We start from the raw sequence: 22,910 nt of genomic DNA, 5'->3' as shown, positions 1-22,910 counted from the left end.
AAGGAGTTGTCCACAACGGACACAGCTGTCCACAGGCGAGCGGCGAAGCACGCTTCCGTGTCGGTGCCCACCGGTAGGCCGGAAACCGGGGGCCGGAGGCCAAGCCGACCAGCTGTCCACAGGCGACCGCGCAGAGCAGTTTCTGTCGGTGCCCGCCCGTAGACTGGGAACCGGGGCCGGAGGCCGCCCCTCAGAACGCCGAGCCGTCGAGCAGGCGGGTCAGCCTGCGGGCGATGTCCTCCCAGCGCCAGTGCCGGGACACCCACCTGCGGCCGGCCTCGCCCATCTCCGCCGCCCACGTCGGGTCGGCCAGCAGGTCGCCGACCCTCGTCGCGATCGTCGCCAGGTCGCGGCCGTCGACCACGTTGCCGGTCACGCCGTCCAGCACGGTCTCCGGCGCGCCGCCCGAGTTGCCCGCCACCACCGGCAGACCGGACGCGGACGCCTCCAGGTACACGATCCCGAGACCCTCGACGTCCAGCCCGCGCCCGTGCGTGCGGCACGGCATCGCGAACACGTCACCGGCCACGTAGTGCGCGGGCAGCTCCTCCGACGGCACCCGGCCGGTGAAGATCACGTGCTCCGCCACGTCCAGCTGGGTGGCGAGTACGCGCAGCCGGTCCTCGTACGGGCCGCCGCCGACCAGCATCAGCGCCGCCTCCGGCACCCGGTGCCGGATCGCGGGCAGCGCGCGGATCAGCATGTCCTGCCCCTTGCGCGGCCACAGCCGCGACACGCACACCGCCGTCGGCCGGTCACCGAGGCCGTAGCGGGTGCGGATCTCCTTGCGGGCCGCGAAGTCCGGCCGGAACTGCTCGGTGTCCACACCGGAGGGCAGGTGCTCGAGCGCCGCCAGCCGCCCGAACGCCGCCGCGAACCGGGACCGCGTGTACTTGCTGACGTAGGTCACGACGTCGGTGGCCGTCCCGATGCGGCGCAGCGCCTGCCGCGCGCCCGGCAGCATCGACCAGCCCACCTCGTGCCCGTGTGTGCTCGCGATGACCCGCTCGGCGCCCGCCTTCCGCATCGTCGGCGCGAGCAGCGCCAGCGGGGCGGCCGCGCCGAACCACACGGTGTCGCAGCCCTCGGCCAGCAGGATCTCCTTCGCGCGCCGCGCCACGTCCGGCACCGGCAGCATGAGGCTCGACGGGTGCCGCACGACCGGGAACGGCTGCGCCGCGTCGAACTCGACCGCACCCTCCCACGCGGGCGCGTAGACCACGAGGTCGTCCTCCGCCAGCCGCGTCGCGAGCGCGTGCAGATAGGACTGGATCCCGCCGTTGCGCGGCGGGAAGTCGTTGGTCACCACCAGGGTCCGAGGCACCTGAGAACCCTACTTGAGCGCCTCACGAAGATATGACTGCCAGCCCCGCACGAGCGCGGCGCGGTCCACCCCGAGCACGTCACGCAGCATCCGGTCGGTCTCGGTGGCCGACACCGCACCCGCGGCCGCGAGCTCCCGGTACACGGCGATCAGCGCCTTCTCGCCGTGGGTGTCGGCGACGTAGCGGGCGATCGACCAGCTCTGCTGGTAGGCGAGGTCGAGGTCGGAGTCACGCGAACGGAACGCCCTGTCCTCGGGCAGCGCGGCGGGCGGGCCGTCCTCCCGCACCTGTTTCGCCAGGTCAGGAGCGCCTTCGGCGAGGGTGACGCCGCTGTCGCGGTAGCCGACGTAGTCCGCGAAGCCCTCCAGCAGCCAGGTCGGCGAACCGTCGACGGTGTCCGCCCGCGCCGCGAGGTGGGTGATCTCGTGGCGCAGCACGACCCGCAGCGACGCGATCGACAGGCCGCGCACCCCGTCCGGGCTCAGCACCACCCGCTGCCCCGCGACCGCGCGGGTCCTGTTGTTCACCCGGTCGGCGACCGCGACCGCGACCACCGACTCGACCGGGAAGTCCGGCCCGACCAGCGCGCGCATCTCCCCCGACGTGTCCGGCAGCATCACCGTGACCCGCTGCGACCACCGCGTCGGCCACAGCTCGCTGACCGCCCGCACCGACGGGTCCAGCTCGCGGACCAGGCGATCGACCATCGGCTGGCTGCCCGGGTGGCTCAGCACGATGCCGTGCTCGGTGGTGGTGACCACGCACGGCGCGAAGTCCCACGGGCCGCGCCACGTGCGCCTGCCGAGGCTGTCGAGCGCGGTGTCGGACCGCAGGTACCACTCGTCGGCGTGCCGGGCGAACAGGTAGCCCATCGGCCGCTCGGTCGGGACCACGTCGCCGCCACGCAGCGCGTACCGCAGGTCGACGGCGGGTGCCCACAGCTCGTCCGACGCCGAGGACGTGAACCGGTCCGGCACCTTGGAGACGTCGAGCGCGTCGTCCGCGCGCAGCCGGTAGCTCCACTCGTCGAACGGCACGCCGGCGAGGTTGGTGAACAGCCTGCGCTGCGTGCTGAGGAACGCCTCGTCCGCGCGCGGGTCGAGCGTGGCGAGGAACGCCTGCTCGTCGTGGTCGAGGAGAGCCTTCGCGCGGCGGTTCAGCAGGTCGGTGACGGCGTCGGCGCGGGTGTCGTCGGCCTGGTCCGGCGGCGGCGCCGGGCTGACCGCGCCCATCGGCCTGCCGGGACCGCCGGAGGGCGCCGTCCCCTGTTCGACGGCGGGGAACGACAGGAGCGCGAGGCCCGCGAGCACGGCGGCGGCCACCGCCGCACCGAGCCAGGTCCGCACTGTCGCCGTCCGCCGCACAGGAAGCATTTTAGGTGCGGACACGCCTCGGGACCGACGCGAACGCGCCGGTCCCGAGATGTTCGATCGTGATGGCGGTCAGCCCGCGATCCGCTTGGCGCCCAGGTAGTCCTTACCACCGCCGTAGGGAGCCTCGGCGGTCTGCACCGGTGTGCCGGACTGCGAGGCGTGCACCAGCATGCCGTCGCCGATGTACATCGCGACGTGGTGGATCGAACCCGCGCTGCTGCCGTAGAACAGCAGGTCACCCGGCTGCCACTGGCCCTGGGCAACGGACTTGCCGTAGCCGTACTGCGCGCGGCTGGAGTGCGGGAGCGTGATGCCGACCTGCCGGTAGGCCCACAGGGTCAGACCCGAGCAGTCGTAGCGGTCCGGGCCCTCCGCGGCCCACAGGTACATCTTCCCGCGCTGGGTCATGGCATGGCGCGCGGCCTCGCCGCCGACACCGGGTCCGCCCAGGTAGATGCTGTTGTCGGTCTCGCCCATCAGGGCGTCCTGGTCGGCGCCCGACAGCTCTTCGTACGCGTCCTCGACCTGCTCGATCTGCGCGTTCAGATCGTCGCGGGCCTTGGCGACCTTGTCCGTCAGCGCCTGCGCCGCCGCGGTGGCGTCGGTCGCGCGCTTCTGGGCGTCGGCGGCCTTCTTCTTCGCGTCCTCGGCCAGGTTCACCGCGGAGGTGAGCTTGGCGAGCGCCTCCTCGTTGTCGGCGGCGAGCACACCGAGCGCGGACGCGCGCTCGAGGAAGTCCTCCGCCGAGGAGCCGGTGAGCAGTGCCGACAGCTTGTTGAACCGCGCGCCCTGGAAGGACGCGTTGGTCAGGTTGTCGACCTGGCCGCGGAAGGCCTCCTCGTCGGCAGCCGCCTGGCCCTGCGCGGCCTTGGCCGCCGCGAGGTCCTGGTTGGCCTTCGCCAACGCGGCCTTCTTCTTGTCGAGGTCGGTCTTCGCGGCCAGCAGGTCCTCGTTCACCTGCTCGGCCTGGGACGTCAGCTTCTCGTACTGGGCGAGTGCTTCCGACGCGGTCTCGGGGGGCGGCGGCTGCTGATAGGTCAGGGGAAGCGCAAGGGCTGGTCCCGGAACTGAGGTGAACAGCGCCGCAGTGGCGGCGGTGACACTCAACCCGGCACGAATTGCGCGCTTGGTTCTTTGCGACGCCACGTCGCGCGTGTCTCCCTTACATCCAAAACCGCCGACCGGGTGGCGCTCGTGACAAGGAACCACCGCAACAGCGACGGTCCATCGTCGGTGCCCCACCCACCGTGGGGGGATCCGGTCCGGCCTCTCGACAAGGCCGATTTCGGCGGCGATCCCGCGTAGCGGCCCCGGGGTGTGCCGCTGTCGGCCGCGAGATCTCGGACAGGTTACGAAACGTGAGTCGTTGCGTCTACCTGGCCCGCCGGAAAAAGCGGTTCGGAGCGCCCCGAACACCAATGGAGCAGTCCTAACTCCATCGTGTGACGGCGGCAACACCACTGTTCACCGGCTTGTGGTAACCCGGTCATGCCGTTCGGCGACGTGCTCCGACCGCTCGTCGACCGACCCGATCGGCCCCACGTGCCGGGCGAATCGGTCAGGCCGAGCGGTCGACCGGCGCCAGCCGCAGCCTCGGCACGATGCCCGCGCGGCCGAGAGTGTCTATCGCACGTTGCTCGAGCGCGTCGATCTCCACGTTCGGCGGCACACCGAGGAGCACGCTGACGACACAGTCGCCGCAGGCCAGGCCGCGTACGACGCAACTGTCGCAGTCGATGACCATTACCCGCTCCGATCCCTTGTCGTTCCTCATGCCGGCGACGTTATGCGACACCACCGACAATTTCGGGATCTGCCCAGCTCAGCGCCACCTTTCGTAGCTCGGCGACGGCCGGATACCGTCCGCGGCACACCCGAGGAAACGGTGAACCGGAAACACCGCATCCCCGTCTACCGAAGGCGCGTTGTACGCGGTGAGAACACCGTCGAACGGGAGGTACCGCGTGCGCGTGGCATCAGGACTGGCGCTGGCCCTAGCGGGCGCCCGACGGGGCGGGCCGATGCCGTGAAGGCGCGTTCACGGCACAACGAGTGCCGTGAATGGGCCGTTCAGGGCACCCAGCGCCCTGAACGCGCCTTTCAGGGCATCGCTACGCCGTCCACGCGCCTTTCACAGCACGAATCGGCCCCCTTGGCGCGGTGTGATAGCCCGTGGGGAGGTCGACGGGATGGCAGGCAGACCCGCCCAAACCGCAACCAACCCACCCCTCCGCCACCCCCGAGACCTGCCCGTCCGGCGAGGACAAACCCACCACGCCAATCCGACCAGCACACGACGACCGACTCACATCAACTTCACGGAATCGATCATCTAGGCGAAGTTGACCTCCTCCGTCGTGACTGTCCCGGCCTCGCGGCCCGGCGCCGTCTGGAAGTTCCAGTACAGGTTCGTGTGCGAGATGACCTGCGCGGGCGGCGGCGCGCCCCACTCGGTCAGGTCCTCGGTGGTGTGCGCGTCGGCGACCAGGATCGCGTCGTAACCCCTGGTGAACGCGCCGTGTAACGTCGCGCGGACGCATCCGTCGGTCTGCGCGCCCGCGACGACCAGCCGCCCCACCTTCAGGTCTGCGAGCACGGACTCGAGGTTCGTGTCCTCGAACGAGTCGCCGTACTCCTTCTCCACCAGCGGCTCCCCGGCACCGCGCGGCAGTTCCGGCACGTACCGCCAGTTGTCGCTCCCCTTCGGCAGCTCCGCACCGGAGTGCTGCACCCAGACGACGGGCACCTTCTCCTGTCTCGCCCTGCCGACCAGGACCGCGATGTTCGCGACCACCGCGTCGCGCTGGTGCGCGCCGGCGACCACGCCGTTCTGCACGTCGATGACGAGCAACGCCGTGCCAGGCCGGTTCTCCAGTGTTGTCATGCGGCGACCGTAACCCCGGCCACCGACAGGTTCAGCTCCGGCCGAGACGGGCCAGCAGCACCGCGGACGGCACGGGGTGCGCGCCGCGGCGGCGCACCGAGTCGGCGACCGCCCGGTCGGAGGTCACCACGACCACCGGACGCCCCTCGGGTTCTGCGGTGACCAGCGCGCGGATCACGTCGTCGGCGAGCACACCGGGGTCGGAGAACAGGACCCGCACCCCCCTCGGCGCGGTCGTCGGCACCGCGACCACCCCGGCGCCGTCGAACACGAGCGTCACCTCGGCCGACGTGCGGGCCGCGAGCGCCGCGAGCTGGCGGGTCAGGCGTTCCCGCTGGTCGGAGAGCGACAGCTCGGGGTAGCCGGTCTTGGTGACGTTGTACCCGTCCACGACCAGGTGCACGGACGGCAACGCGAGCAACCGTTCCAGCGCGGCCGGGTCCTCGACGCGGCCGACCGAGCCGTGCGCCTCCGTCGCGCCCCGCACGAGGTCGGCGGGCCGCGGCCCGGAACCACCGAGGGCGAGTTCCCTGCGCAGGCCCGTGACCGCGCCGTCGAGCGTGTCGACGAGCAACGCGAGCCGGACCTCGTCGGCCTGCCTCGCCTCCCGCGCGGACTGCCTGGCCATCTCGGCGTCCGCCACCGCCCGGTCCGCACGGGCCCGCTCGGTCTCGGCCCGCTCCCGTTCGCGGTCCCGCTGCTCGGTGAGCGCCGCGACCTGGTCCCGCGCCTCGGCACGGATCCGCTCGATCTCGCCCGCCGCGTTCTCGGCCTCGTCCTTGGCGTTGCGCACCCGCACGCCCTGTTCGCGCAGGCGTTTGCGGAGCCGTTCCAGCTCGGCCTCGCCCTCGGCGCGGACCCGGTCCACCGCGCCCTGCACGTCCGCCAGCTCGGCACGCACCTTCGCGAGCTCGGTCTCCGCCTTCTCCGCGCGGACCAGCGCGGCGTCGCGCTGCGCCCGCAGCCCGGCGTCGGACGCGCGGCGCGACACCAGTTCCAGGTAGTGGGGTGCGTTGTCGGCCCCGAGGAGGACCGCTGCTGCGGCGACGGCGGCCGGGTCGTCACCCGCCATGTCCAGCACCGCGGGCCGGTGCTCGCGGCACCATTCGACCACCGCGGTGCGGAACGCGACCGAGTCCCGCAGGCTCGCGAGGATGGCACCGGCACCCAGCCTGGCCCGCTTGGCCGGCGTGAACCTGGCGACCGCGCGCAGCTGCTGCGGCACGTCCACCTTGGGCAGCGCGCCGAGCGCGTCGGCGCCCATCTCGGCGATCCTGGTGCGCACGGCGTCCGGCAGCACCGTCCAGTCCACAGTGGACTCACCGTCCTCCGCGCCGGACGGCTCGTCCCCCGGGTCGACTGGTTCGACCGGCTGGATCGACGGCACCATCTCTACAGGTTAGTCCCCAGGTCGGGCGCGCACCGACCGGCTTTGTCGGTGGTCGGGTCTAACTTGCCGGGCATGACGAAACCGGGTGCGGGCGGCCAGCTCGCGTTCGACGAGCTGGGCACGCCGCTGCGGGCAACCACCTTCGTCGTGTTCGACCTCGAGACCACCGGGGTCAGCGACGAGGACACCATCACCGAGTTCGGTGCGGTGAAGGTCCGCGGCGGCGAGGTGCTCGGCGAGTTCGCCACGCTCGTGGACCCCGGTCGCGGCATTCCCCCCGAGGTGGTCGCGCTGACCGGGATCACCGACACGATGGTGTACGCCGCACCCCGGCTGGACGCGGTGTTACCGGCGTTCCTGGAGTTCATCAACGGCGCGGTGCTGGTGGCGCACAACGCCGGGTTCGATACCAACTTCGTCCGCAAGGCGTGCCAGCGGCACGGCTACCGCTGGCCGAAACCGGCAGTCCTGTGCACCGTCCAGCTCGCCAGGAGGGTCCTGACCAGGGAGGAGGCCCCGAGCTGCCGGCTGTCCGCCCTGGCAGCGCTCTTCCGCTCCTCGACCACACCCAACCACCGCGCGCTCTCGGACGCCCGCGCCACCGTCGACGTCTTCCACTCCTTGCTGGAGCGGGTCGGGTCGGTCGGCGTGCAGACCCTGGAGGAGCTGCGCGACTACCTTCCGGACGTCACGCCGGAGCAGCGGCGCAAGCGGACCATGGCGGCGCACCTGCCGTCGACACCGGGCGTCTACCTGTTCCGGGGGCCGGGCGAGGAGGTGCTGTACGTCGGCACGGCGAGTGACCTGCGCAGGCGGGTGCGGCAGTACTTCACCGCGAGCGAGACCCGCCGCAGGCTGCGGGAGATGGTGGCGCTCGCGGTGCGGGTGGACCACGTCGAGTGCGCACACGCGCTGGAGGCGCAGGTTCGGGAGCTGCGGCTGCTGTCGGCGCACAAGCCCGCGTACAACCGGCGGTCGAAGAACCCGAAGCAGGCGTGGTGGCTGACACTCACCGACGAGCCGTTCCCCCGGCTGTCGCTGGTGCGGACACCGCGGGCAGGCGCGCTCGGCCCGTTCCGGTCGCGGGGGCTGGCCGAGGACGCGATGGTGGCGCTGCAGGACGCGACCGGCATCCGGCCGTGCACGGTGCGGATCCCGGCACAGCGGCCCGGCGGCACGCCCTGTGCGCTGGCGGACCTGCACCGCTGCCAGGCGCCCTGCGCAGGCAGGCAGACCACCGACGAGTACGCCCCGTCGGTGTCGTCATTCGTGTCGTTGGTGGCGGGCAGGCTGCAGGACCCGCTGCACATGCTGGAACGCCGGCTGCGCGCGCACTCGGCGTCCGAACGGTTCGAGCAGGCAGGTGTCGACCGGGACCGGCTGAGCGTGCTGGTCCGCGCGCTGGACCGGGGGCAGCGGCTGGCGGCGCTCGCCGAGGTGCCGGAGCTGATCGCGGCCAGACCGGACGGCAACCACGGCTGGGAGTTCGCGGTCGTGCGCCACGGCAGGCTCGCTTCGGCCGGTGTGGCGCGGCGCGGTGTGCCGCCGATGCCGGTGGTGGACATGCTCGCCGCGGCCGCGGAAACCGTGCTGCCAGGAGGGGGTCCGTTGTACGGCGCGCCGGCGGAGGAGGTGGCGCTCGTGCTGCGCTGGCTGGATCGGCCGGGCACCCGGATGGTTCGATGCTCACAGCCCTGGACCGAGCCCGCCATGTCAGCCGCCAGCTGGCGCGGGTGGCTGACCAGGGCGGACGCGGCACGCAGCATGGAGGTGGCGAGTGGGTGAGCCCTTCGACGTGATCGCCATGGGCAGGCTCGGGGTGGACATCTACCCGCAGCAGACCGGGGTCGGCCTCGCGGACGTCGAGACGTTCGCGAAGTACCTCGGCGGCACCGCGGCCAACGTGACGGTCGCCGTCGCGCGGTACGGGCACCGGGTCGCGCTGGTGAGCAGGACGGGCGCGGACCCGTTCGGCGGGTACCTGCACCGCGCGCTGCGGGACTTCGGCGTCGACGACCGGTACGTCACCGACGTGCCGGAGCTGCCGACGCCGGTCACGTTCTGCGAGATCTTCCCGCCCGACGACTTCCCCATCTACTTCTACCGCCTGCCCAAGGCCCCCGACCTGGTGATCCACGAGCACGAACTGGACACCGACGCGATCCGCGCGGCGCGGATCCTGTGGGTGACCGTGACGGGTCTGTGCGAGGAGCCGAGCCGCTCGGCGACGCTGGCCGCGCTGCGTGCCCGCGACCCCGGGGCGCTCACGGTGCTGGACCTGGACTACCGCCCGGCGTTCTGGCGGTCCCGCGAGTCGGCCCGCCGCTGGGTGCAGGAGGCGCTGGAGCACGTGACGGTGACGGTCGGCAACCTCGACGAGTGCGAAACTGCGGTGGCCACCCGCGACCCGGCGACTGCGGCGTCGGCATTGCGCGACAAGGGGGTCCGGCTCGCGGTGGTCAAGCAGGGTCCGAAGGGTGTGCTCGCGGTGGACGACACGGGCGCGGTCGAGGTGCCACCACACCCGGTCGAGGTGGTGAACGGCCTCGGTGCCGGCGACGCGTTCGGCGGCGCGGTGTGCCACGGCCTGCTGTCCGGCTGGGACACCGAACACACGATGCGGTTCGCGAACGCGGCGGGCGCCATCGTGGCGTCCCGCCTGTCCTGTTCGTCGGCGATGCCCACGATCGACGAGGTGGAGGCGATCCTGGATGCGGGATGACCTGCGGGAGATCACGCGGATCCGCGCCCGCCACCCGGAGCGGATCGCGGAACTGGCCCAGACCCGCACCCGCCGCGAGTCCGTGCTGGGCGACAAGGGAAAAGCGCTGGTCATCGCCGCGGACCACCCGGCCCGCGGCTCGCTGCGGGCAGGCACCGACCCGATGGCGATGGCCGACAGGGCAGACCTGCTGACCCGCCTGTGCGTGGCACTGGCCCGCCCCGGCGTGACCGGAGTGCTGGGCACCGCGGACATCCTGGAAGACCTGCTGTTGCTGGGCGCACTGCACGACCGCAGTGTGTTCGGGTCGATGAACAGGGGCGGCCTGGCAGGCGCGACGTTCGAGATCGACGACCGCTTCACGGGCTACGACGCCCGTGCGATAGCCCGCGCCGGGTTCGACGGCGGCAAGATGCTGCTGCGCGTCGACTACACCGACGACCGCACGGCCCCGACACTGGCAGCGTGCGCGAACGCGGTGGGCACACTGGCGGACGAACGCCTGATCGCCATGGTGGAACCGTTCATCTCGGGCAGGCACGACGGCCGGGTGAGCAACGATCTGTCGGTGGAGGCGGCGACAACGGCGGTGACGGTGGCCTCTGGCCTGGGCACGACGTCCGCGTACACGTGGTTGAAGGTCCCGGTGATCGGCGACGGGGGTGACGAGATGGCACAGGTACTGGCGGCGACGACAATGCCCACCCTGCTCCTGGGCGGCGAGGTGTCGGCGAACCAGGACAAGACCTACGAACGGTGGTCACGAGCGCTGAGACTGCCCACGATGCACGGCCTGGTGGTGGGCAGGTCCCTGCTGTACCCACCGGACGGCGACGTGGCACGAGCAGTGGACACCGCGGCGGGCCTGCTGTGACCACTGTGGAGATCACCCCGAGTTCGGCGGGCTGGACCTACAGCGGCCTGACGGTGACGACGGTCGACGGTCCCGTGGACCTGACGACGGGCGAGTCGGAAACACTGGTACTCCCCCTGTCGGGCGGTTGCACGGTAACCGTCGCGGACGAACAGTACGAACTGACCGGCCGCGAATCGGTCTTCGCAGGAAAGACCGACTTCGTCTACCTACCACGCGACTGCGAAGCGACGATAACAACCAGAACCCCGGCAAAGATCGCCTTCCCCTCGGCGGTCTGCGAAAACGCACTACCGGTGCGGTACGTACCGGCGGAGAACACCCCGGTGGAACTGCGCGGCGCAGGCAACTGCAGCAGGCAGGTCAACAACTTCTGCACCCCGGAAGCCTTCGAGGCGGACAAACTGATCGCGTGCGAAGTCCTGACCCCAGGTGGCAACTGGTCGTCCTACCCCCCGCACAAACACGACGAATCACATCCAGGCGAATGCGAACTGGAGGAGATCTACTACTTCGAGGTGGCCAACGGCGGCATGGCCTACCAACGCGTGTACGGCACCCCCGACCGCCCGATGGACATTCTGGAAGAGGTCCGCACGGACGACGTCGTACTGATCCCCCACGGCTGGCACGGCCCGTCAATGGCCACCCCGGGCTATGACCTCTACTACCTGAACGTCATGGCAGGCCCCGGCCTCACCCGAAAGTGGCTGATCACCGACGACCCGGCACACGGCTGGATCCGCGAAACATGGCAACAGCAGGAACTGGACCCCCGCCTGCCCTTCTACGACTAGCCCCAAGACTGCCTGTGCGTAGGCGCGGCAATGCCCTGAAAGGCGCGTTCAGGGCGCTCAGCGCCCTGAACGGCCCATTCACGGCACTCGTCCTGCGTGAATGGGGCCTTTCGCAGCACCAGTCCGCCCTAAAGGGGGTTTCGGGGCAGTCGACGTCCTGAAAGCGTCTTTCGGGACATCAGCGGACGGGCAGCGGCGCCGACCGCCGCGGGGGCCAGCCTCCGGCCCCCGGAATCCAGCCTAGCCGCGGGCACCGACGAAACCGGCGCGCCGATCAGTGCGAACGGACCACTCGTCCGAACACGTCAGAACCGGCCGGCGAACAGCAGTTCCGCCACGTGTGTGACGGTCTCCCGGCCGACGTCGTAGCCGCCCTCACCGCCAAGGTTGTTCATCTCCGCCAGTGTGTAGCGCTCCCCCGGCCCCACGAAGCCGACCGAGTTCATCACCCAGCCGCCATCCTCCTCCGACCAGCCGTTCTTGTTGCCCGGCGCGGCGTCCGCCCCGGCGCCCCACACACCCCACTGCTGGTTGGGCGCCACCGAGCGCATCTCCCCGAGGATGTACGAACGGTCCGGCTCTGGAAGGTCCGTCAGCACGTGGTGGATCAACCGGTCCAGGTCCTCCGGCGTGCATTTCTGGAAGCCCCAGTACGGGTAGAACTCCGTGTACCCCTTCTGCGGCACCAGCGACGTCATCCCGTACGCGGGAAAGTTCTCGTTGAACGACATGTGGTCCGCGCCCGCGTAGCGGTACCAGAGAGCGTCCGCCGCGTCGTTGTCCGACGAGTTCAGCATCGCCTCGATCAGAGCGCGGTCGTCGGCGGTGAGGGTGATCTCGCCCGCGCGGTCGCGGGTGAACAGGTCGACCACCATCGCCAGCTTGATCGTGGAGGCGGTCCACGTCGGGTCGGTCGCGTGGTCGTTGTGCCACACGGCGCCGGTCTGCTGGTCGTGGAGCACGACGCCGGTCGTGCCGGGGCGGTCCGCCAGGTACTCCTGGACCGCCACTATCCGGCGCTGGAAGTCGCAGTCGAAACCAGCGTCCGGTAACGGGCACTCCGCGCTTCCCGGGGTGTGGCCGGACATGTGGGCCACAGCCGTCGGAGTGGCGCCACACCCGGCAACGGTGACGGCGGCCGCCGCGAGGAGTGCGGCGACCGCCATCGACCGTGTGACCAGCCTCAAATCTTCTTGGAGGGGTCGTTCTGCGTCTTCGCCACCTCGGTGCCCGTCTCCGTCTCGCCGGAGCCGGACTCCAGTTCTGCGCCGTGGCCGTGCTGGGCCGCACGGGCCTTGGCGAGCGCCGCGGTCTCCTCCGGCGGGTCCGGCCGCAGCAGCGAACCGGCGACCGGCTCACCGGCGGAACCGAGCTTGTTCATCTTCTTCGGCACCGGCGCGCCCTGGTACTCGAACGCGATCGGGTGGCCGTGCTCGTCCACCGGGCCGAGCGGCTGGTGGACCTCGATGAACTCGCCGTGCGGCAGGCGCTTGATGATGCCGGTCTCGACACCGTGCTCCAGCACCATCCGGTCGGACCGCTGCAGGCCCAGGCACAGGCGGTACGTGATCGCGTACGCCAGTGGCGGCAGCACCAGCAACCCGATCCGGCCCATCCACGTCGTCGCGTTCAGCGAGATGTCGAACTTCTCGGCGAGCACGTCGTTCGCGGCCGACAGCAGCGACACCATGAAGAACGTGATCGCCATGACGCCGAGGCTGGTCCGCACCGGCACGTCACGGGGCCGCTGCAGCAGGTTGTGGTGCGCGTAGTCCTTGGTGAACTTCTTCTCGATCCATGGATAGACCATCGCCACGCCACCCAGTAGTGGCAGACCCATCATGAACGGGAAGAACGGCGCCGGGATCGTGTAGTTCCCGAGGTAGACCTCCCACGCCGGCCACAGCCGGACCAGGCCGTCCGTCCAGCCCATGTACCAGTCGGGCACGGTGCCCGCGGACACCTGGGCGGCGGAGAACGGTCCGAAGTTCCACACCGGGTTGATCTGGAACAGGCCACCCAGCAGCGCGGTCACACCGATGACGACGGCGGTGAAGCCACCGGCCTTCAGCGCGAACGTCGGCATGATGCGGACGCCGACGACGTTGGTCTCCTTGCGCCGCACACCGGGGAACTGCGTGTGCTTCTGATACCAGACCAGACCGACGTGCACACCGATCAGCGCGAGCAGGATGCCCGGGATCAGCACGATGTGCAGCCCGTACAGCCTGGGGATGATCTCCGTGCCGGGGAACTCGCTGCCGAACAGCAGCCAGTTCGCCCACGTGCCGATCACCGGGATCGACATGGTCAGACCCGAGGTGATGCGCAGGCCCGCGCCGGAGAGCAGGTCGTCCGGCAGGGAGTAGCCCGCAAGGCCCTCGAAGCAGCCGAGCAGGAAGATCAGGACACCGATGACCCAGTTGACCTCACGCGGGCGACGGAACGCGCCGGTGAAGAACGTGCGGAACATGTGGATCGTCAGCGACAGCATGAACAGCAGCGCCGACCAGTGGTGCACCTGACGCACGAACAGGCCGCCACGCACGTCGAACGAGATGTAGAGCGTCGACTCGTACGCGCGGGACATCGCGAGGCCGCGCAGGTTGTCGAACGAGCCGTTGTAGGTGACCTCGGCCATCGACGGGTCGAAGAACAGCGACAGGTAGACGCCGGACAGCAGCAACACGATGAAGCTGTACAGCGCGATCTCGCCGAGCAGGAACGACCAGTGCGTTGGGAAGACCTTGTTCAGCTGCCTGCGCATGCCGCCGGACAGGTGGTACCGGTCGTCGGCCCACTTGGCCGCGCCGCCCGCAGCCCGCATGACCGGGTTGTCGGGCTTCGTCGGGGTGGTGATTCCGCTCATGACTTCCGCTCCCAGTATGCGGGCCCGATCGGCTCGATGAAGTCACCGGTCGAGATGAAGTAGCCGGTCTCCTCGTCCACCGTGATGGGCAGCTGCGCCAGCTTCCTGGTGGCCGGGCCGAACACCGGCTTGGCGTACTGCAGCGCATCGAACTGGGACTGGTGGCACGGGCACAGGATCCGGTTGGTGCGCGACTCGTACAGGGAGGTCGGGCACCCGACGTGGCTGCAGATCTTCGTGTACGCGTAGTAGTCGCCGTAGTTGAAGTCCTCCTGGCCCTCGTGCTCGATCACCTGGGCCGCGTCGGCCGGCCGCAGGCGGATCAGCATCACGGGGCTGTCGCCACGCTTGAGCATCTTGATCCAGTCCTCGTGGGTGTCGCCCTCGCGGTACGGGAACACCGTCTCCATGGAACCGGCGTCCATGTCCTCCGGGCGCACCAGGGACACCTCGTGGTTGTCACCGGTGGCGCGGCGCAGGAAGACCTTCTCGCCCTCCTCGGTGTGCTGCCACGGCGTGTGCAGCAGGCCGTCCTTGTTCTCGGACTGGGCGTGCGGGTTGCGCAGGAGGCCGCCCAGCGGCAGAACCGTGAGCGCGAGACCCAGCACACCGCCACCGAACGCCAGCGACCGCTTGATCATCGAGCGGCGGGCGATGGTACTGCGGTTGCCCGCGTCGGCCAGGCCGGCGAGGATCGTGGCCTTGTCCAGTTCGTTTGACCCGCCGTCGTGCCGCTGCTGGACCGCGACCTCGTGCGGGACGAACTTCCGCGTGTAGTTCAGCACGCCGACGCCGAGGGCCAGGATCGCGACGCCCAGGGTGATCCCGATGGCCGGCGTGTACAGCGAGTACATCAGGTGCCCGTCCTCACTGGGCGCCACGTACTTGGCGGGCCACCAGATGAACGCGGCGACGAACGCGAGACCGGCGAGGCCCGACAGCGCGAACCAGAACGCGACCTGGCGCTCGGCCCGCTTCTCCGCGCGGGTGCCCTTGACCGGCCACGGGTCCGGGTACTCCACCAGCTCGACGCCGTCGAGCTTGCTTCCGAGCTTGACCAGCTCGTCCCGGGACATCTGCGCGAGCTCCTCCTCGCTCGGCAGCTCCTCAGGCTTGTCCGTGCTCATGCTTTAGCCCCGATCCACAACGTGATGCCAAGCAGGGCGACGATCCCCACCACGAACGCGATGAACCCTTCCGACTGCGGGCCGAGGCCGCCGATCGGGTTACCACCGGGGTTGTTGTTGCCGTCGGTCACCGACTTGACGTAAGCGATGATGTCCTTCTTCTCCTCCGGCGACAGCTGCCGCTCGGAGAAACGAGGCATGTTCTGCGGGCCGGACAGCATGGCCGCGTAGATCTGCTCCTCGGAGACGCCGTCCAGGGCGGGTGCTTCCTTACCGGAGGACAGCGCGCCGCCGCGGCCGGTGAAGTTGTGGCAGGACGCGCAGTTGAACCGGAACAGCTCGCCACCGCGAGCCGGGTCCTCGCCGCGCAGCGCCGCGCCCTTCTCCTCCGGCATCTCGACGCCGCCACCGTTGGCCTGGATGTAGGCCGAGATCGCGTCGATCTCCTGCGGCGACAGCACCGGCGGCTTCTCCGGGATCTGCGCGCTCTGGCCGGCCGCGGGCATCCGGCCCGTCGAGGTCTGGAAGTACACGCTGGCCTCGCCGACGCCGATGAGGCTCGGGCCGCGGTCCTGCACACCCTCGAGGTTGGCGCCGTGGCAGCTGATGCACGTGTTGCTGTAGATCTTCTCGCCCTCGCGCACCATGACCGGGTCCTGCTGGGCCTGCGCGGTCTGCGGCTCCGGCACCAGCACGCTGTACAACGCGCCGACGCCCATCAGCGCGATGCCCAGCGCCAGCACACCGGCGATGCGACGCCGTAGCTTGGTGCGTGCCCTGAGTTTCCTGGGCTGTGTCGTCATTGTGCGGCAACCTCTGATGTCAGTTCGGACCTGGCGAGTCGGCGGCTCGGGCGCATCACGGAATGAAGTAGATGACGGTGAACAGGCCGATCCAGACGATGTCCACGAAGTGCCAGTAGTACGACACGACGATGGCCGACGTGGCCTGTGCCGGCGTGAACTTGCTCATCTTGGTACGCATGAGCAGGTACACGAACGCGATGAGACCGCCGGCCACGTGCAGGCCGTGGAACCCGGTGGTCAGGTAGAAGACCGTGCCGTAGGCCGAGGACGGGATGGTGAGCCCCTCCTGGATCAGCACGCGGTACTCGTTCGCCTGGCCGAGCACGAAGATGATGCCCATGACCAGCGTGATCGTGTACCAACGCCGCAACCCGAACACGTCGCCCCGCTCCGCCGCGAACACACCCATCTGACAGGTGAGGGACGAGGCGACCAGCACGATCGTGACAACGAGCGCGTAGGGCACGTCGAGGTGGTACGGCGGCGGAGGCCAGTGGCCGGTGTCGTTCTGCGCCTTGACCGTGAAGAACATGGCGAAAAGGCCGGCGAAGAACATCAGCTCGCTGGCCAGCCACACGATGGTGCCGACGCTGACCATGTTCGGCCGGTTCAGCGAGTGCACACGCTGGCTGATTGAGGGCGCTGCTGTCGTCACGCGGGCATTATTGCCTGTCCATGCCCCGGTCAGCTGATCGGGGTTGCGGCGAGTCGGGGGTTCGGGAGATCGTCACGGCCCGGGTCGGGCACCTGCGGGCCGGGACGGCGTGCCGGATAACATCTGGGTGGCCGGACCTGCCCGTTTCTTGTCCAACACCGTGATGCCGGAGGCACCGCCATGAGCTCCCCGCTGAAGATCCTCGTGTTCAGCCACCGGCCCGAGGTCCGGGAGAGGATTCTCACAGCCGTCGGGCGCCGTCCCGCCGCCGACCTGGGCCGGGTGACCTACCACGAGTCCGCGACCATCTCCGACGTGCTGATGGAGATGGACGCCGGCAACGTCGACCTGGCCATCCTCGACGGCGAGGCGCAGCCGACCGGCGGCATCGGGCTGTGCAGGCAGCTCAAGAACGAGATCGACGACTGTCCCCCGATCGTGATCGCGATCCGCCGCAGGGACGACCGGTGGCTGGCCACCTGGTCGCAGGCCGACGCGGTGCTGGTGCACCCGCTCGACCCGCTGGCCGCCGCGGAGACGGTCGCCGAGGTGCTGCGCAACAAGCAGCTTCCCGTCGTACAGGGGTGAGCCCGGATGACACAGAACTGGCCCGGCCTGCTGGGCCGGCTGGTCGCGCGTGCGGACCTGACCGCCGACGACACGTCGTGGGCGATGGAGGAGATCATGACCGGCCGGGCGACCGGCGGCCAGATCGGCGCGTTCGCCGCGGCACTGCGATCGAAGGGCGAGACGCCTGAGGAAGTCGACGGCCTGGCGACGGTGATGCTGTCCCACGCCCGCCGGGTGCCGCTGGACGTGGCCGCCGCCGACGTCGTCGGCACCGGGGGTGACCAGTCCGGCAGCGTGAACATCTCCACGATGAGCGCACTGGTGACGGCGGCGGCGGGCGTGCCGGTCGTGAAGCACGGGAACCGGGCACAGTCGTCCCGCTGCGGAGCGGCCGACGTGCTCGAGTCGCTCGGGGTGGTGATCGAACTCTCGCCGGAGGCGGTCGCCACCTGTGTCCGTGAGCTGGGCATCGGCTTCTGCTACGCCCCCGCGTTCCATCCGGCACTGCGCCACGCGGGCCCGACCCGCAAGGAGCTCGGTATCCCGACGGTCTTCAACATCCTGGGCCCGCTGACGAACCCGGCGCAGCCGACGTCGGCACTGGTCGGCTGCGCACACGAACGACTGGCCCCGGTCGTGGCCGAGGTACTGGCGTCCCGCGGCTACTCCGTGCTGGTGGTCCGCGGCGACGACGGCCTCGACGAGATCACCACCACGACCACGACCAGGGCGTGGGTGGCGACGGGTGGCACGGTCCGCGAGGACACGATCGACCCGGCGGACCTCGGCGTGACCCCGGCCGCCCCGGACGCACTGGCAGGCGGCGACGCGGCGGACAACGCGAAGGTCCTGCGCGCTCTGGTGGCCGGCGACGCGGGCGCGGTCCGCGACACGGTCCTGGTCAACGCGGCCGGCACGATCGCGGCGTTCAGGGGCCTCACGACGGACCTGACGGCCGACCTGCGGGCGGGCCTGGAAACCGCCGCGGACGCCATCGACTCGGGCAGGGCCGCGAAGCTACTGGACCGCTGGATCACCCGCAGCCGGGAACTGGCCACCTCCTGAGGCCGTGAAAGGCGCGTTCAGGGCGTTGAGCGCCCTGAACGGCCCTTTCAGGGCATGATCGATCTCGGAAACACGACTGGCGCGTCCCGGGAACCCGGAACGCGCCAGTCGAAGCGAACTCAGTCGGTGGCGTCAGGCCGCGTGTGGTACTCGAACACGAGCCCGCCAACGGACGCCAGCACCAGCACCAGCCCGATCACCAGCAACCAGATCTGCCAGAACGCGAGCGAAACGGCCGCGACACCGCCGGAAGCGGCGATCGCCACCGGCCAGTAGCTGCCCGCGGAGAAGAAGCCCACCTCGCCGGCGCCGTCACTGATCTCGGCGTCCGGGTTGTCCTCCGGTCGCCGCTCGACCCGGCGGGCGACGAAGTGGAAGTACGACCCGATGATCAGCGAGAGCCCACCGGTCAGGATGAGGGCGACGATCCCCACCGGCTCCTTCGCCCAGAAGCCGTACACGATGGCGGCGAGGAAGAAGAACGCCGTCGTCACGTCGAAGAGCCTGGCTTCGACCTTCATGAGTCAGTCCTCCTGGCCGGTCAGTTCGACGAGGTCCGCGCGGTGCGGTCGGGGTTGAACGGGGAGGTGGTCACCGCGGTCGGGCTGCACAGCTCACCGCACGACGGGTCTTCCTCACCCATGCGGGCCAGGGCCTCGGCCGCTGTGTACGGCCGGCCGGTCACCTCGTTGCTGGTGACCCGTAGCTCCATGTAGTCGTCGAACCGTTCCGGGCTCAGTGCGCGGACCTCGAAGTTCATACCCGAGTGGTAGGTGCCGCACAGTTCGGCGCACCGCCCGACGAACGAGCCTTCGCGGTCGATCGAGTTCTGGAACGTGTTGTCCTGGTTGTTCTTCTCCGGGTACGGGAAGACGTCCCGCTTGAAGTGGAACTCCGGCACGAAGAACGAGTGGATGACGTCACCGGGGCGGGAGCGCAGCTCGTAGTGGACGGTCGTCTGCGCGGGGAGCACCAGCAGCGCGATCTCGGTGGTGCTGCCGGTGGTGGACACCAGCTCACCGTCCGAGGTCCTCGGCACCATCGTGCGGCCGTCGGCGGTGACGTACTCGTTGTACGTGAACTGCCAGTTCCACTGGAAGGCCAGCACGTCGACGTTCACGCCGACGTTGTCCTCCGGTTCCTCGGCGAGCACGAAGTTCTGCGTGGTCACCGTGAAGTAGAACAGCACCACCACGATGATCGACGGGATGCCCGTGTAGATGAACTCGAGGAAGTGGTTGTACTGGAACTGCTTGGGGAGCTGGTCGCCCTTCTTGCGGTGCGCGATGACCGGCCACAGGATCAGCGCCCACACGATGACGCCGACGACCAGGGACACGACGACCGTCCAGGTCCAGAATTCCACCATGCGCTCGGACTGCGGGGTGACCCCCTCGGGCCAGCCGAACCGCAGTACCTCGCCGCCGGAGCAGCCGGTCACGGTGAACGCTACCAGCCCGACGAGTCCACCGATGGTGGTCAGTCGCGATGTCCGCGAACGCCCCGTTCCGCTCACTGCGCGATCCCTCCTAGGAAGACCGGTGATCACAGCGTTGGAGCGTAGCCCAGAGGCGCAGGCCACACCGCTTAGGGGCTGCCGTGGCCGAAGCGGCCATACTTGCCCCTTACAAGCACTCGACAGGGAAGGTTGTGCCGAACCGTGTGCGGTCTGCTTGGTGTGGTGTGCCCGACGGAACAGGATGCCGCTGCCGCCAGGGACGCGGTGGCCTCGGCCATGCGGTGCCAGCGCCACCGCGGCCCGGACGAGACCGGCACCTGGACCGGCGACGAGGTCGTCTTCGGGTTCAACCGGCTGTCCATCATCGACGTCGACCACTCCCACCAGCCGCTGCACTGGAGCCCGGAAGGCGTCCAGGAGCGCTACACGCTGCTGTTCAACGGTGAGATCTACAACTACGTCGAGCTGCGGCAGGAGCTGATCGAGAAGCACGGCGCGACCATGCGCACGCACGGTGACAGCGAGGTCATCGTCGCCCTCTACCACTACCTGGGTCCCGCCGCGGTCCAGAAGCTGCGCGGCATGTTCGCGTTCGTCATCTGGGACTGGCGCCGCCGCGAGGTGTTCGGCGCCCGGGACCCGTTCGGCATCAAGCCGCTGTTCTACGCGACGGGCCCCGGCGGGGTGGCGTTCTCCAGCGAGAAGAAGGCCCTGCTCGAACTGGCCCCGCGCCTGAACGTGAAACCCACGCTGGACCGCACCGCGCTGCAGCACTACCTGACGCTGCAGTACGTCCCGGAGCCGGAGACGCTGCACACCGAGGTCAGGCGGATCGAGTCGGGTCACTCGTTCACCGTGGCGCCCGGCGGCGAGCTGCGGACCGACCGGTACTTCTTCCACACGTTCCGCCCGACCCCGGTCAAGGACTCCGAGCAGCTGTACGACGAGATCGCCGAGGTCATGCGCGACTCGGTGGCCAAGCACATGCGTGCCGACGTCACCGTCGGGTCGTTCCTGTCGGGTGGCATCGACTCGACGGCCATCGCGGCGCTGGCCCGTGAGCACAACCCGAACCTCATCACCTTCACGACGGGTTTCGAGCGGGAGGGCTACTCGGAGGTCGACGTGGCGGCCGAGTCCGCGGCGGCGATCGGCGTGAAACACGTGGTCAGAACGGTCGGCGCCGAGGAGATGATGGAGGCGCTGCCGCTGATCGTCTGGTACCTGGACGACCCGGTGGCGGACCCGGCGCTGGTGCCGCTGTGGTTCATCGCGCGGGAGGCCCGCCGTCATGTGAAGGTGGTCCTGTCCGGTGAGGGCGCGGACGAGCTGTTCGGCGGCTACACCATCTACCGGGAACCGATCTCGCTCGCCGCGTTCGAGAAGGTGCCCGGCGCGCTCCGCAAGGCCATGGGCAACCTGTCGACGAAGATCCCGGACGGCACGCGCGGCAAGGACCTGCTGCGCAGGGGTGCCCTGTCCCTGGAGGACCGCTACTACGGCAACGCCCGCATCTTCCGCGACGACCAGCTGCGGGCGGTGCTGAAGACGTTCGACCCGTCGATCGGCCACCGGGACATCACGGCCGGCCCGTACGGCGAGTCGCAGGCGTGGGACCCGGTGACCCGCATGCAGCACGTGGACCTGTTCACGTGGCTGCGCGGCGACATCCTGGTGAAGGCCGACAAGGTCACCATGGCCAACTCGCTCGAACTGCGGGTCCCGTTCCTGGACGCGGAGGTGTTCAAGGTGGCGGCGAAGATCCCGCCGGAGGAGAAGATCACCAGGGAGACCACGAAGTACGCGCTGCGGCAGGCGCTGCGGCGGATCGTGCCCGAGCACGTGCTGAACCGCCGCAAGCTGGGTTTCCCGGTCCCGATCCGGCTGTGGCTCAAGGACGAGATGTACGACTGGGCACGCCAGATCATCCTCAAGTCGCAGACGGAGGAGGAGATCGACAAGAACGCGGTGCTGAAGCTGCTGGAGGAGCACCGTGCGGGCACCCTCGACCACAGCAGGCGGATCTGGGCACTGCTGGTGTACATGCTGTGGCACGGGATCTTCGTCGAGCAGAACATCCGCCCGCGCATCCCGGAGCCGCACTACCCGGTCAAGCTGTAGCGGCCGCCTAGCGCCGGAAGCGCCAGGTCTTGCTGTCGAACACGACGCAGATGCCCGGTGACAGGACCACGACCCGCAGCGTCCCGTCGCGTTCGTCGTAGTCGATGCCCTCGGCCTCGAACTCGCCGGAGCAGCCGCTTTCCAGCGGCAGCTGCCCCAGCAGCGTCACGGTGCCCGCGACGTCCGACGAGCCGACCTGGCCTGCCAGGTCGACCTGCAGCAGTGGCTTGGTGACCCCGAACAGCGACCCCGCCGGGTCGTCGGACGAGCACAGCAACCGGGTGGCCGACACGAAGTCGCACCCCTGGATGTCACGCACCGGCCGGTCGAGCCGGACGGCCGACGAGTACGGCAGGTTCGCGGCGGGGTCGGTGTGCGCGATCCCCGGCATCGGGTGCACCAGGAGCCGGTCCATGGTGCCCCACTCGCCCGCCACCAGCCACCGGCCGTCGGGCGACACGGCGGCGAACGAGTTGTTGCTGGCCTCCCAGGGCTCCAGGGCGTGCTGGTACTCCGCCCACGTCCCGTCCGGGGCCTGGACGCGGAACAGCTTCGCCCCCCGGTCGTCCCGCTGGTAGGGCTCGACGTAGTAGCCGTGCCCGGCGCCGGGGTCGCCGACGTGGTTCCACCCGCGCGTCGCCAGCGACGGCGGGATGGTGCCGATGCCGGTGTACTTCACGACGGTGCCGGACGGGCGTTCGACGACGGCCAGCCCCTGGCTCTCGTCCAGGGGCCGTGCCACGTCCCAACCCACGGTCCGCCACGGCCCCACGTCGGCCGACGCGAATCCGGCGAACAACAACAGACACGCCGCGGTGACCGCGAGAACACGCATGGTAGTCAGATTTACCAGGCGCGCGGCAAAAGCGGTAC

General features: G+C 69.8%; 21 protein-coding genes. 7 read left to right on the top strand and 14 right to left on the bottom strand.

Annotated features, from left to right (window positions below; translation table 11 throughout):
• Window positions 1-190: 190 nt before the first annotated feature.
• The 6 genes from ACFPCV_RS33520 to ACFPCV_RS33495 all read right to left on the bottom strand — a co-directional run bounded on the left by ACFPCV_RS33520 (window position 191) and on the right by ACFPCV_RS33495 (window position 6,972).
• Window positions 191-1,324, bottom strand: a complete 1,134-nt coding sequence (locus ACFPCV_RS33520) for a glycosyltransferase family 4 protein (RefSeq protein WP_378060930.1) — start codon at window positions 1,322-1,324, stop codon at window positions 191-193.
• Window positions 1,325-1,333: 9 nt separating this feature from the next.
• Window positions 1,334-2,698 (bottom strand): hypothetical protein, encoded by a 1,365-nt coding sequence (locus ACFPCV_RS33515; protein ID WP_417281560.1) that lies wholly within the window; start codon window positions 2,696-2,698, stop codon window positions 1,334-1,336.
• 69 nt (window positions 2,699-2,767) lie between these two features.
• Window positions 2,768-3,844, bottom strand: coding sequence for a C40 family peptidase (locus ACFPCV_RS33510; protein WP_378060928.1), 1,077 nt, complete (start codon window positions 3,842-3,844; stop codon window positions 2,768-2,770).
• A 412-nt stretch (window positions 3,845-4,256) separates the two neighbouring features.
• Complete coding sequence (locus ACFPCV_RS33505) at window positions 4,257-4,472, bottom strand: hypothetical protein (RefSeq protein ID WP_378060927.1); 216 nt, start codon at window positions 4,470-4,472, stop codon at window positions 4,257-4,259.
• 558 nt (window positions 4,473-5,030) lie between these two features.
• Complete coding sequence (locus ACFPCV_RS33500) at window positions 5,031-5,582, bottom strand: cysteine hydrolase family protein (protein WP_378060926.1); 552 nt, start codon at window positions 5,580-5,582, stop codon at window positions 5,031-5,033.
• Between the two features lie 31 nt (window positions 5,583-5,613).
• Complete coding sequence (locus tag ACFPCV_RS33495; protein ID WP_378060925.1) at window positions 5,614-6,972, bottom strand: NYN domain-containing protein; 1,359 nt, start codon at window positions 6,970-6,972, stop codon at window positions 5,614-5,616.
• A gap of 72 nt (window positions 6,973-7,044) precedes the next feature.
• Here ACFPCV_RS33495 and ACFPCV_RS33490 point away from each other — a divergent pair, with 72 nt between their 5' ends.
• Genes ACFPCV_RS33490 through iolB form a run of 4 tightly spaced genes read left to right on the top strand, consistent with a single transcriptional unit; the run spans window position 7,045 to window position 11,365 of the window.
• Window positions 7,045-8,757, top strand: coding sequence for a DEDD exonuclease domain-containing protein (locus ACFPCV_RS33490; RefSeq protein WP_378060924.1), 1,713 nt, complete (start codon window positions 7,045-7,047; stop codon window positions 8,755-8,757).
• Window positions 8,750-9,694 carry a 5-dehydro-2-deoxygluconokinase gene (iolC, locus tag ACFPCV_RS33485; RefSeq protein ID WP_378060923.1) on the top strand — a complete coding sequence of 315 codons (945 nt, stop codon included), beginning with the start codon at window positions 8,750-8,752 and terminating at the stop codon, window positions 9,692-9,694. Before ACFPCV_RS33490 ends, iolC begins: the two co-directional genes overlap by 8 nt.
• Window positions 9,684-10,568 (top strand): Cgl0159 family (beta/alpha)8-fold protein, encoded by an 885-nt coding sequence (locus ACFPCV_RS33480; protein WP_378060922.1) that lies wholly within the window; start codon window positions 9,684-9,686, stop codon window positions 10,566-10,568. Before iolC ends, ACFPCV_RS33480 begins: the two co-directional genes overlap by 11 nt.
• Before the next feature lie 5 nt (window positions 10,569-10,573).
• A complete protein-coding gene (gene iolB, locus ACFPCV_RS33475) occupies window positions 10,574-11,365 on the top strand; it encodes a 5-deoxy-glucuronate isomerase (RefSeq protein WP_378060920.1) in 792 nt (263 codons plus the stop codon).
• Between the two features lie 305 nt (window positions 11,366-11,670).
• On the opposite strand, the gene ACFPCV_RS33470 is transcribed toward iolB, so the two are convergent.
• The 5 genes from ACFPCV_RS33470 to ctaE form a co-directional block, all read right to left on the bottom strand.
• Window positions 11,671-12,453 carry a serine hydrolase gene (locus ACFPCV_RS33470; RefSeq protein ID WP_378060919.1) on the bottom strand — a complete coding sequence of 261 codons (783 nt, stop codon included), beginning with the start codon at window positions 12,451-12,453 and terminating at the stop codon, window positions 11,671-11,673.
• A 95-nt stretch (window positions 12,454-12,548) separates the two neighbouring features.
• Window positions 12,549-14,234 carry a cytochrome bc1 complex cytochrome b subunit gene (gene qcrB, locus ACFPCV_RS33465; RefSeq protein WP_378060917.1) on the bottom strand — a complete coding sequence of 562 codons (1,686 nt, stop codon included), beginning with the start codon at window positions 14,232-14,234 and terminating at the stop codon, window positions 12,549-12,551.
• Window positions 14,231-15,361, bottom strand: coding sequence for a cytochrome bc1 complex Rieske iron-sulfur subunit (qcrA, locus tag ACFPCV_RS33460; protein WP_378060916.1), 1,131 nt, complete (start codon window positions 15,359-15,361; stop codon window positions 14,231-14,233). Before qcrA ends, qcrB begins: the two co-directional genes overlap by 4 nt.
• Window positions 15,358-16,164, bottom strand: a complete 807-nt coding sequence (gene qcrC / locus ACFPCV_RS33455; RefSeq protein ID WP_378060914.1) for a cytochrome bc1 complex diheme cytochrome c subunit — start codon at window positions 16,162-16,164, stop codon at window positions 15,358-15,360. The genes qcrA and qcrC overlap by 4 nt, the downstream gene beginning before the upstream one ends.
• 55 nt (window positions 16,165-16,219) lie before the next feature.
• Complete coding sequence (gene ctaE, locus ACFPCV_RS33450; RefSeq protein ID WP_465251579.1) at window positions 16,220-16,822, bottom strand: aa3-type cytochrome oxidase subunit III; 603 nt, start codon at window positions 16,820-16,822, stop codon at window positions 16,220-16,222.
• Between the two features lie 180 nt (window positions 16,823-17,002).
• On the opposite strand from ctaE, the gene ACFPCV_RS33445 reads away from it, so the two are divergent.
• On the top strand, window positions 17,003-17,410 hold the full coding sequence (locus ACFPCV_RS33445; RefSeq protein WP_378060912.1) for a hypothetical protein: 408 nt from the start codon (window positions 17,003-17,005) through the stop codon (window positions 17,408-17,410).
• A 6-nt stretch (window positions 17,411-17,416) separates the two neighbouring features.
• The gene (trpD, locus tag ACFPCV_RS33440) at window positions 17,417-18,457 is read left to right on the top strand and encodes an anthranilate phosphoribosyltransferase (RefSeq protein WP_378060911.1); all 1,041 of its coding nucleotides are present in this window, start codon (window positions 17,417-17,419) and stop codon (window positions 18,455-18,457) included.
• A gap of 119 nt (window positions 18,458-18,576) precedes the next feature.
• Here trpD and ACFPCV_RS33435 read toward each other — a convergent pair whose 3' ends face one another.
• Together ACFPCV_RS33435 and ctaC are read right to left on the bottom strand one after the other, a co-directional pair.
• Window positions 18,577-18,978, bottom strand: coding sequence for a cytochrome c oxidase subunit 4 (locus ACFPCV_RS33435; protein WP_378060910.1), 402 nt, complete (start codon window positions 18,976-18,978; stop codon window positions 18,577-18,579).
• A gap of 20 nt (window positions 18,979-18,998) precedes the next feature.
• On the bottom strand, window positions 18,999-19,973 hold the full coding sequence (ctaC, locus tag ACFPCV_RS33430) for an aa3-type cytochrome oxidase subunit II (protein ID WP_378060909.1): 975 nt from the start codon (window positions 19,971-19,973) through the stop codon (window positions 18,999-19,001).
• A gap of 144 nt (window positions 19,974-20,117) precedes the next feature.
• On the opposite strand from ctaC, the gene asnB reads away from it, so the two are divergent.
• Window positions 20,118-22,037: an asparagine synthase (glutamine-hydrolyzing) gene (gene asnB, locus ACFPCV_RS33425; protein ID WP_378060907.1), complete on the top strand. Its 1,920-nt coding sequence runs from the start codon at window positions 20,118-20,120 to the stop codon at window positions 22,035-22,037.
• Between the two features lie 7 nt (window positions 22,038-22,044).
• Here the strand turns inward: asnB and ACFPCV_RS33420 are convergent, their stop codons facing one another.
• Window positions 22,045-22,872 (bottom strand): hypothetical protein, encoded by an 828-nt coding sequence (locus tag ACFPCV_RS33420; protein ID WP_378060906.1) that lies wholly within the window; start codon window positions 22,870-22,872, stop codon window positions 22,045-22,047.
• Window positions 22,873-22,910 lie beyond the last annotated feature (38 nt).

This window comes from Actinophytocola glycyrrhizae (genome assembly GCF_042653545.1).
Lineage (GTDB): Bacteria > Actinomycetota > Actinomycetes > Mycobacteriales > Pseudonocardiaceae > Actinophytocola > Actinophytocola glycyrrhizae.
The sequence above is the reverse complement of the archived record's forward strand: the minus strand, read 5'-3'. Positions and strand labels throughout refer to the sequence as shown.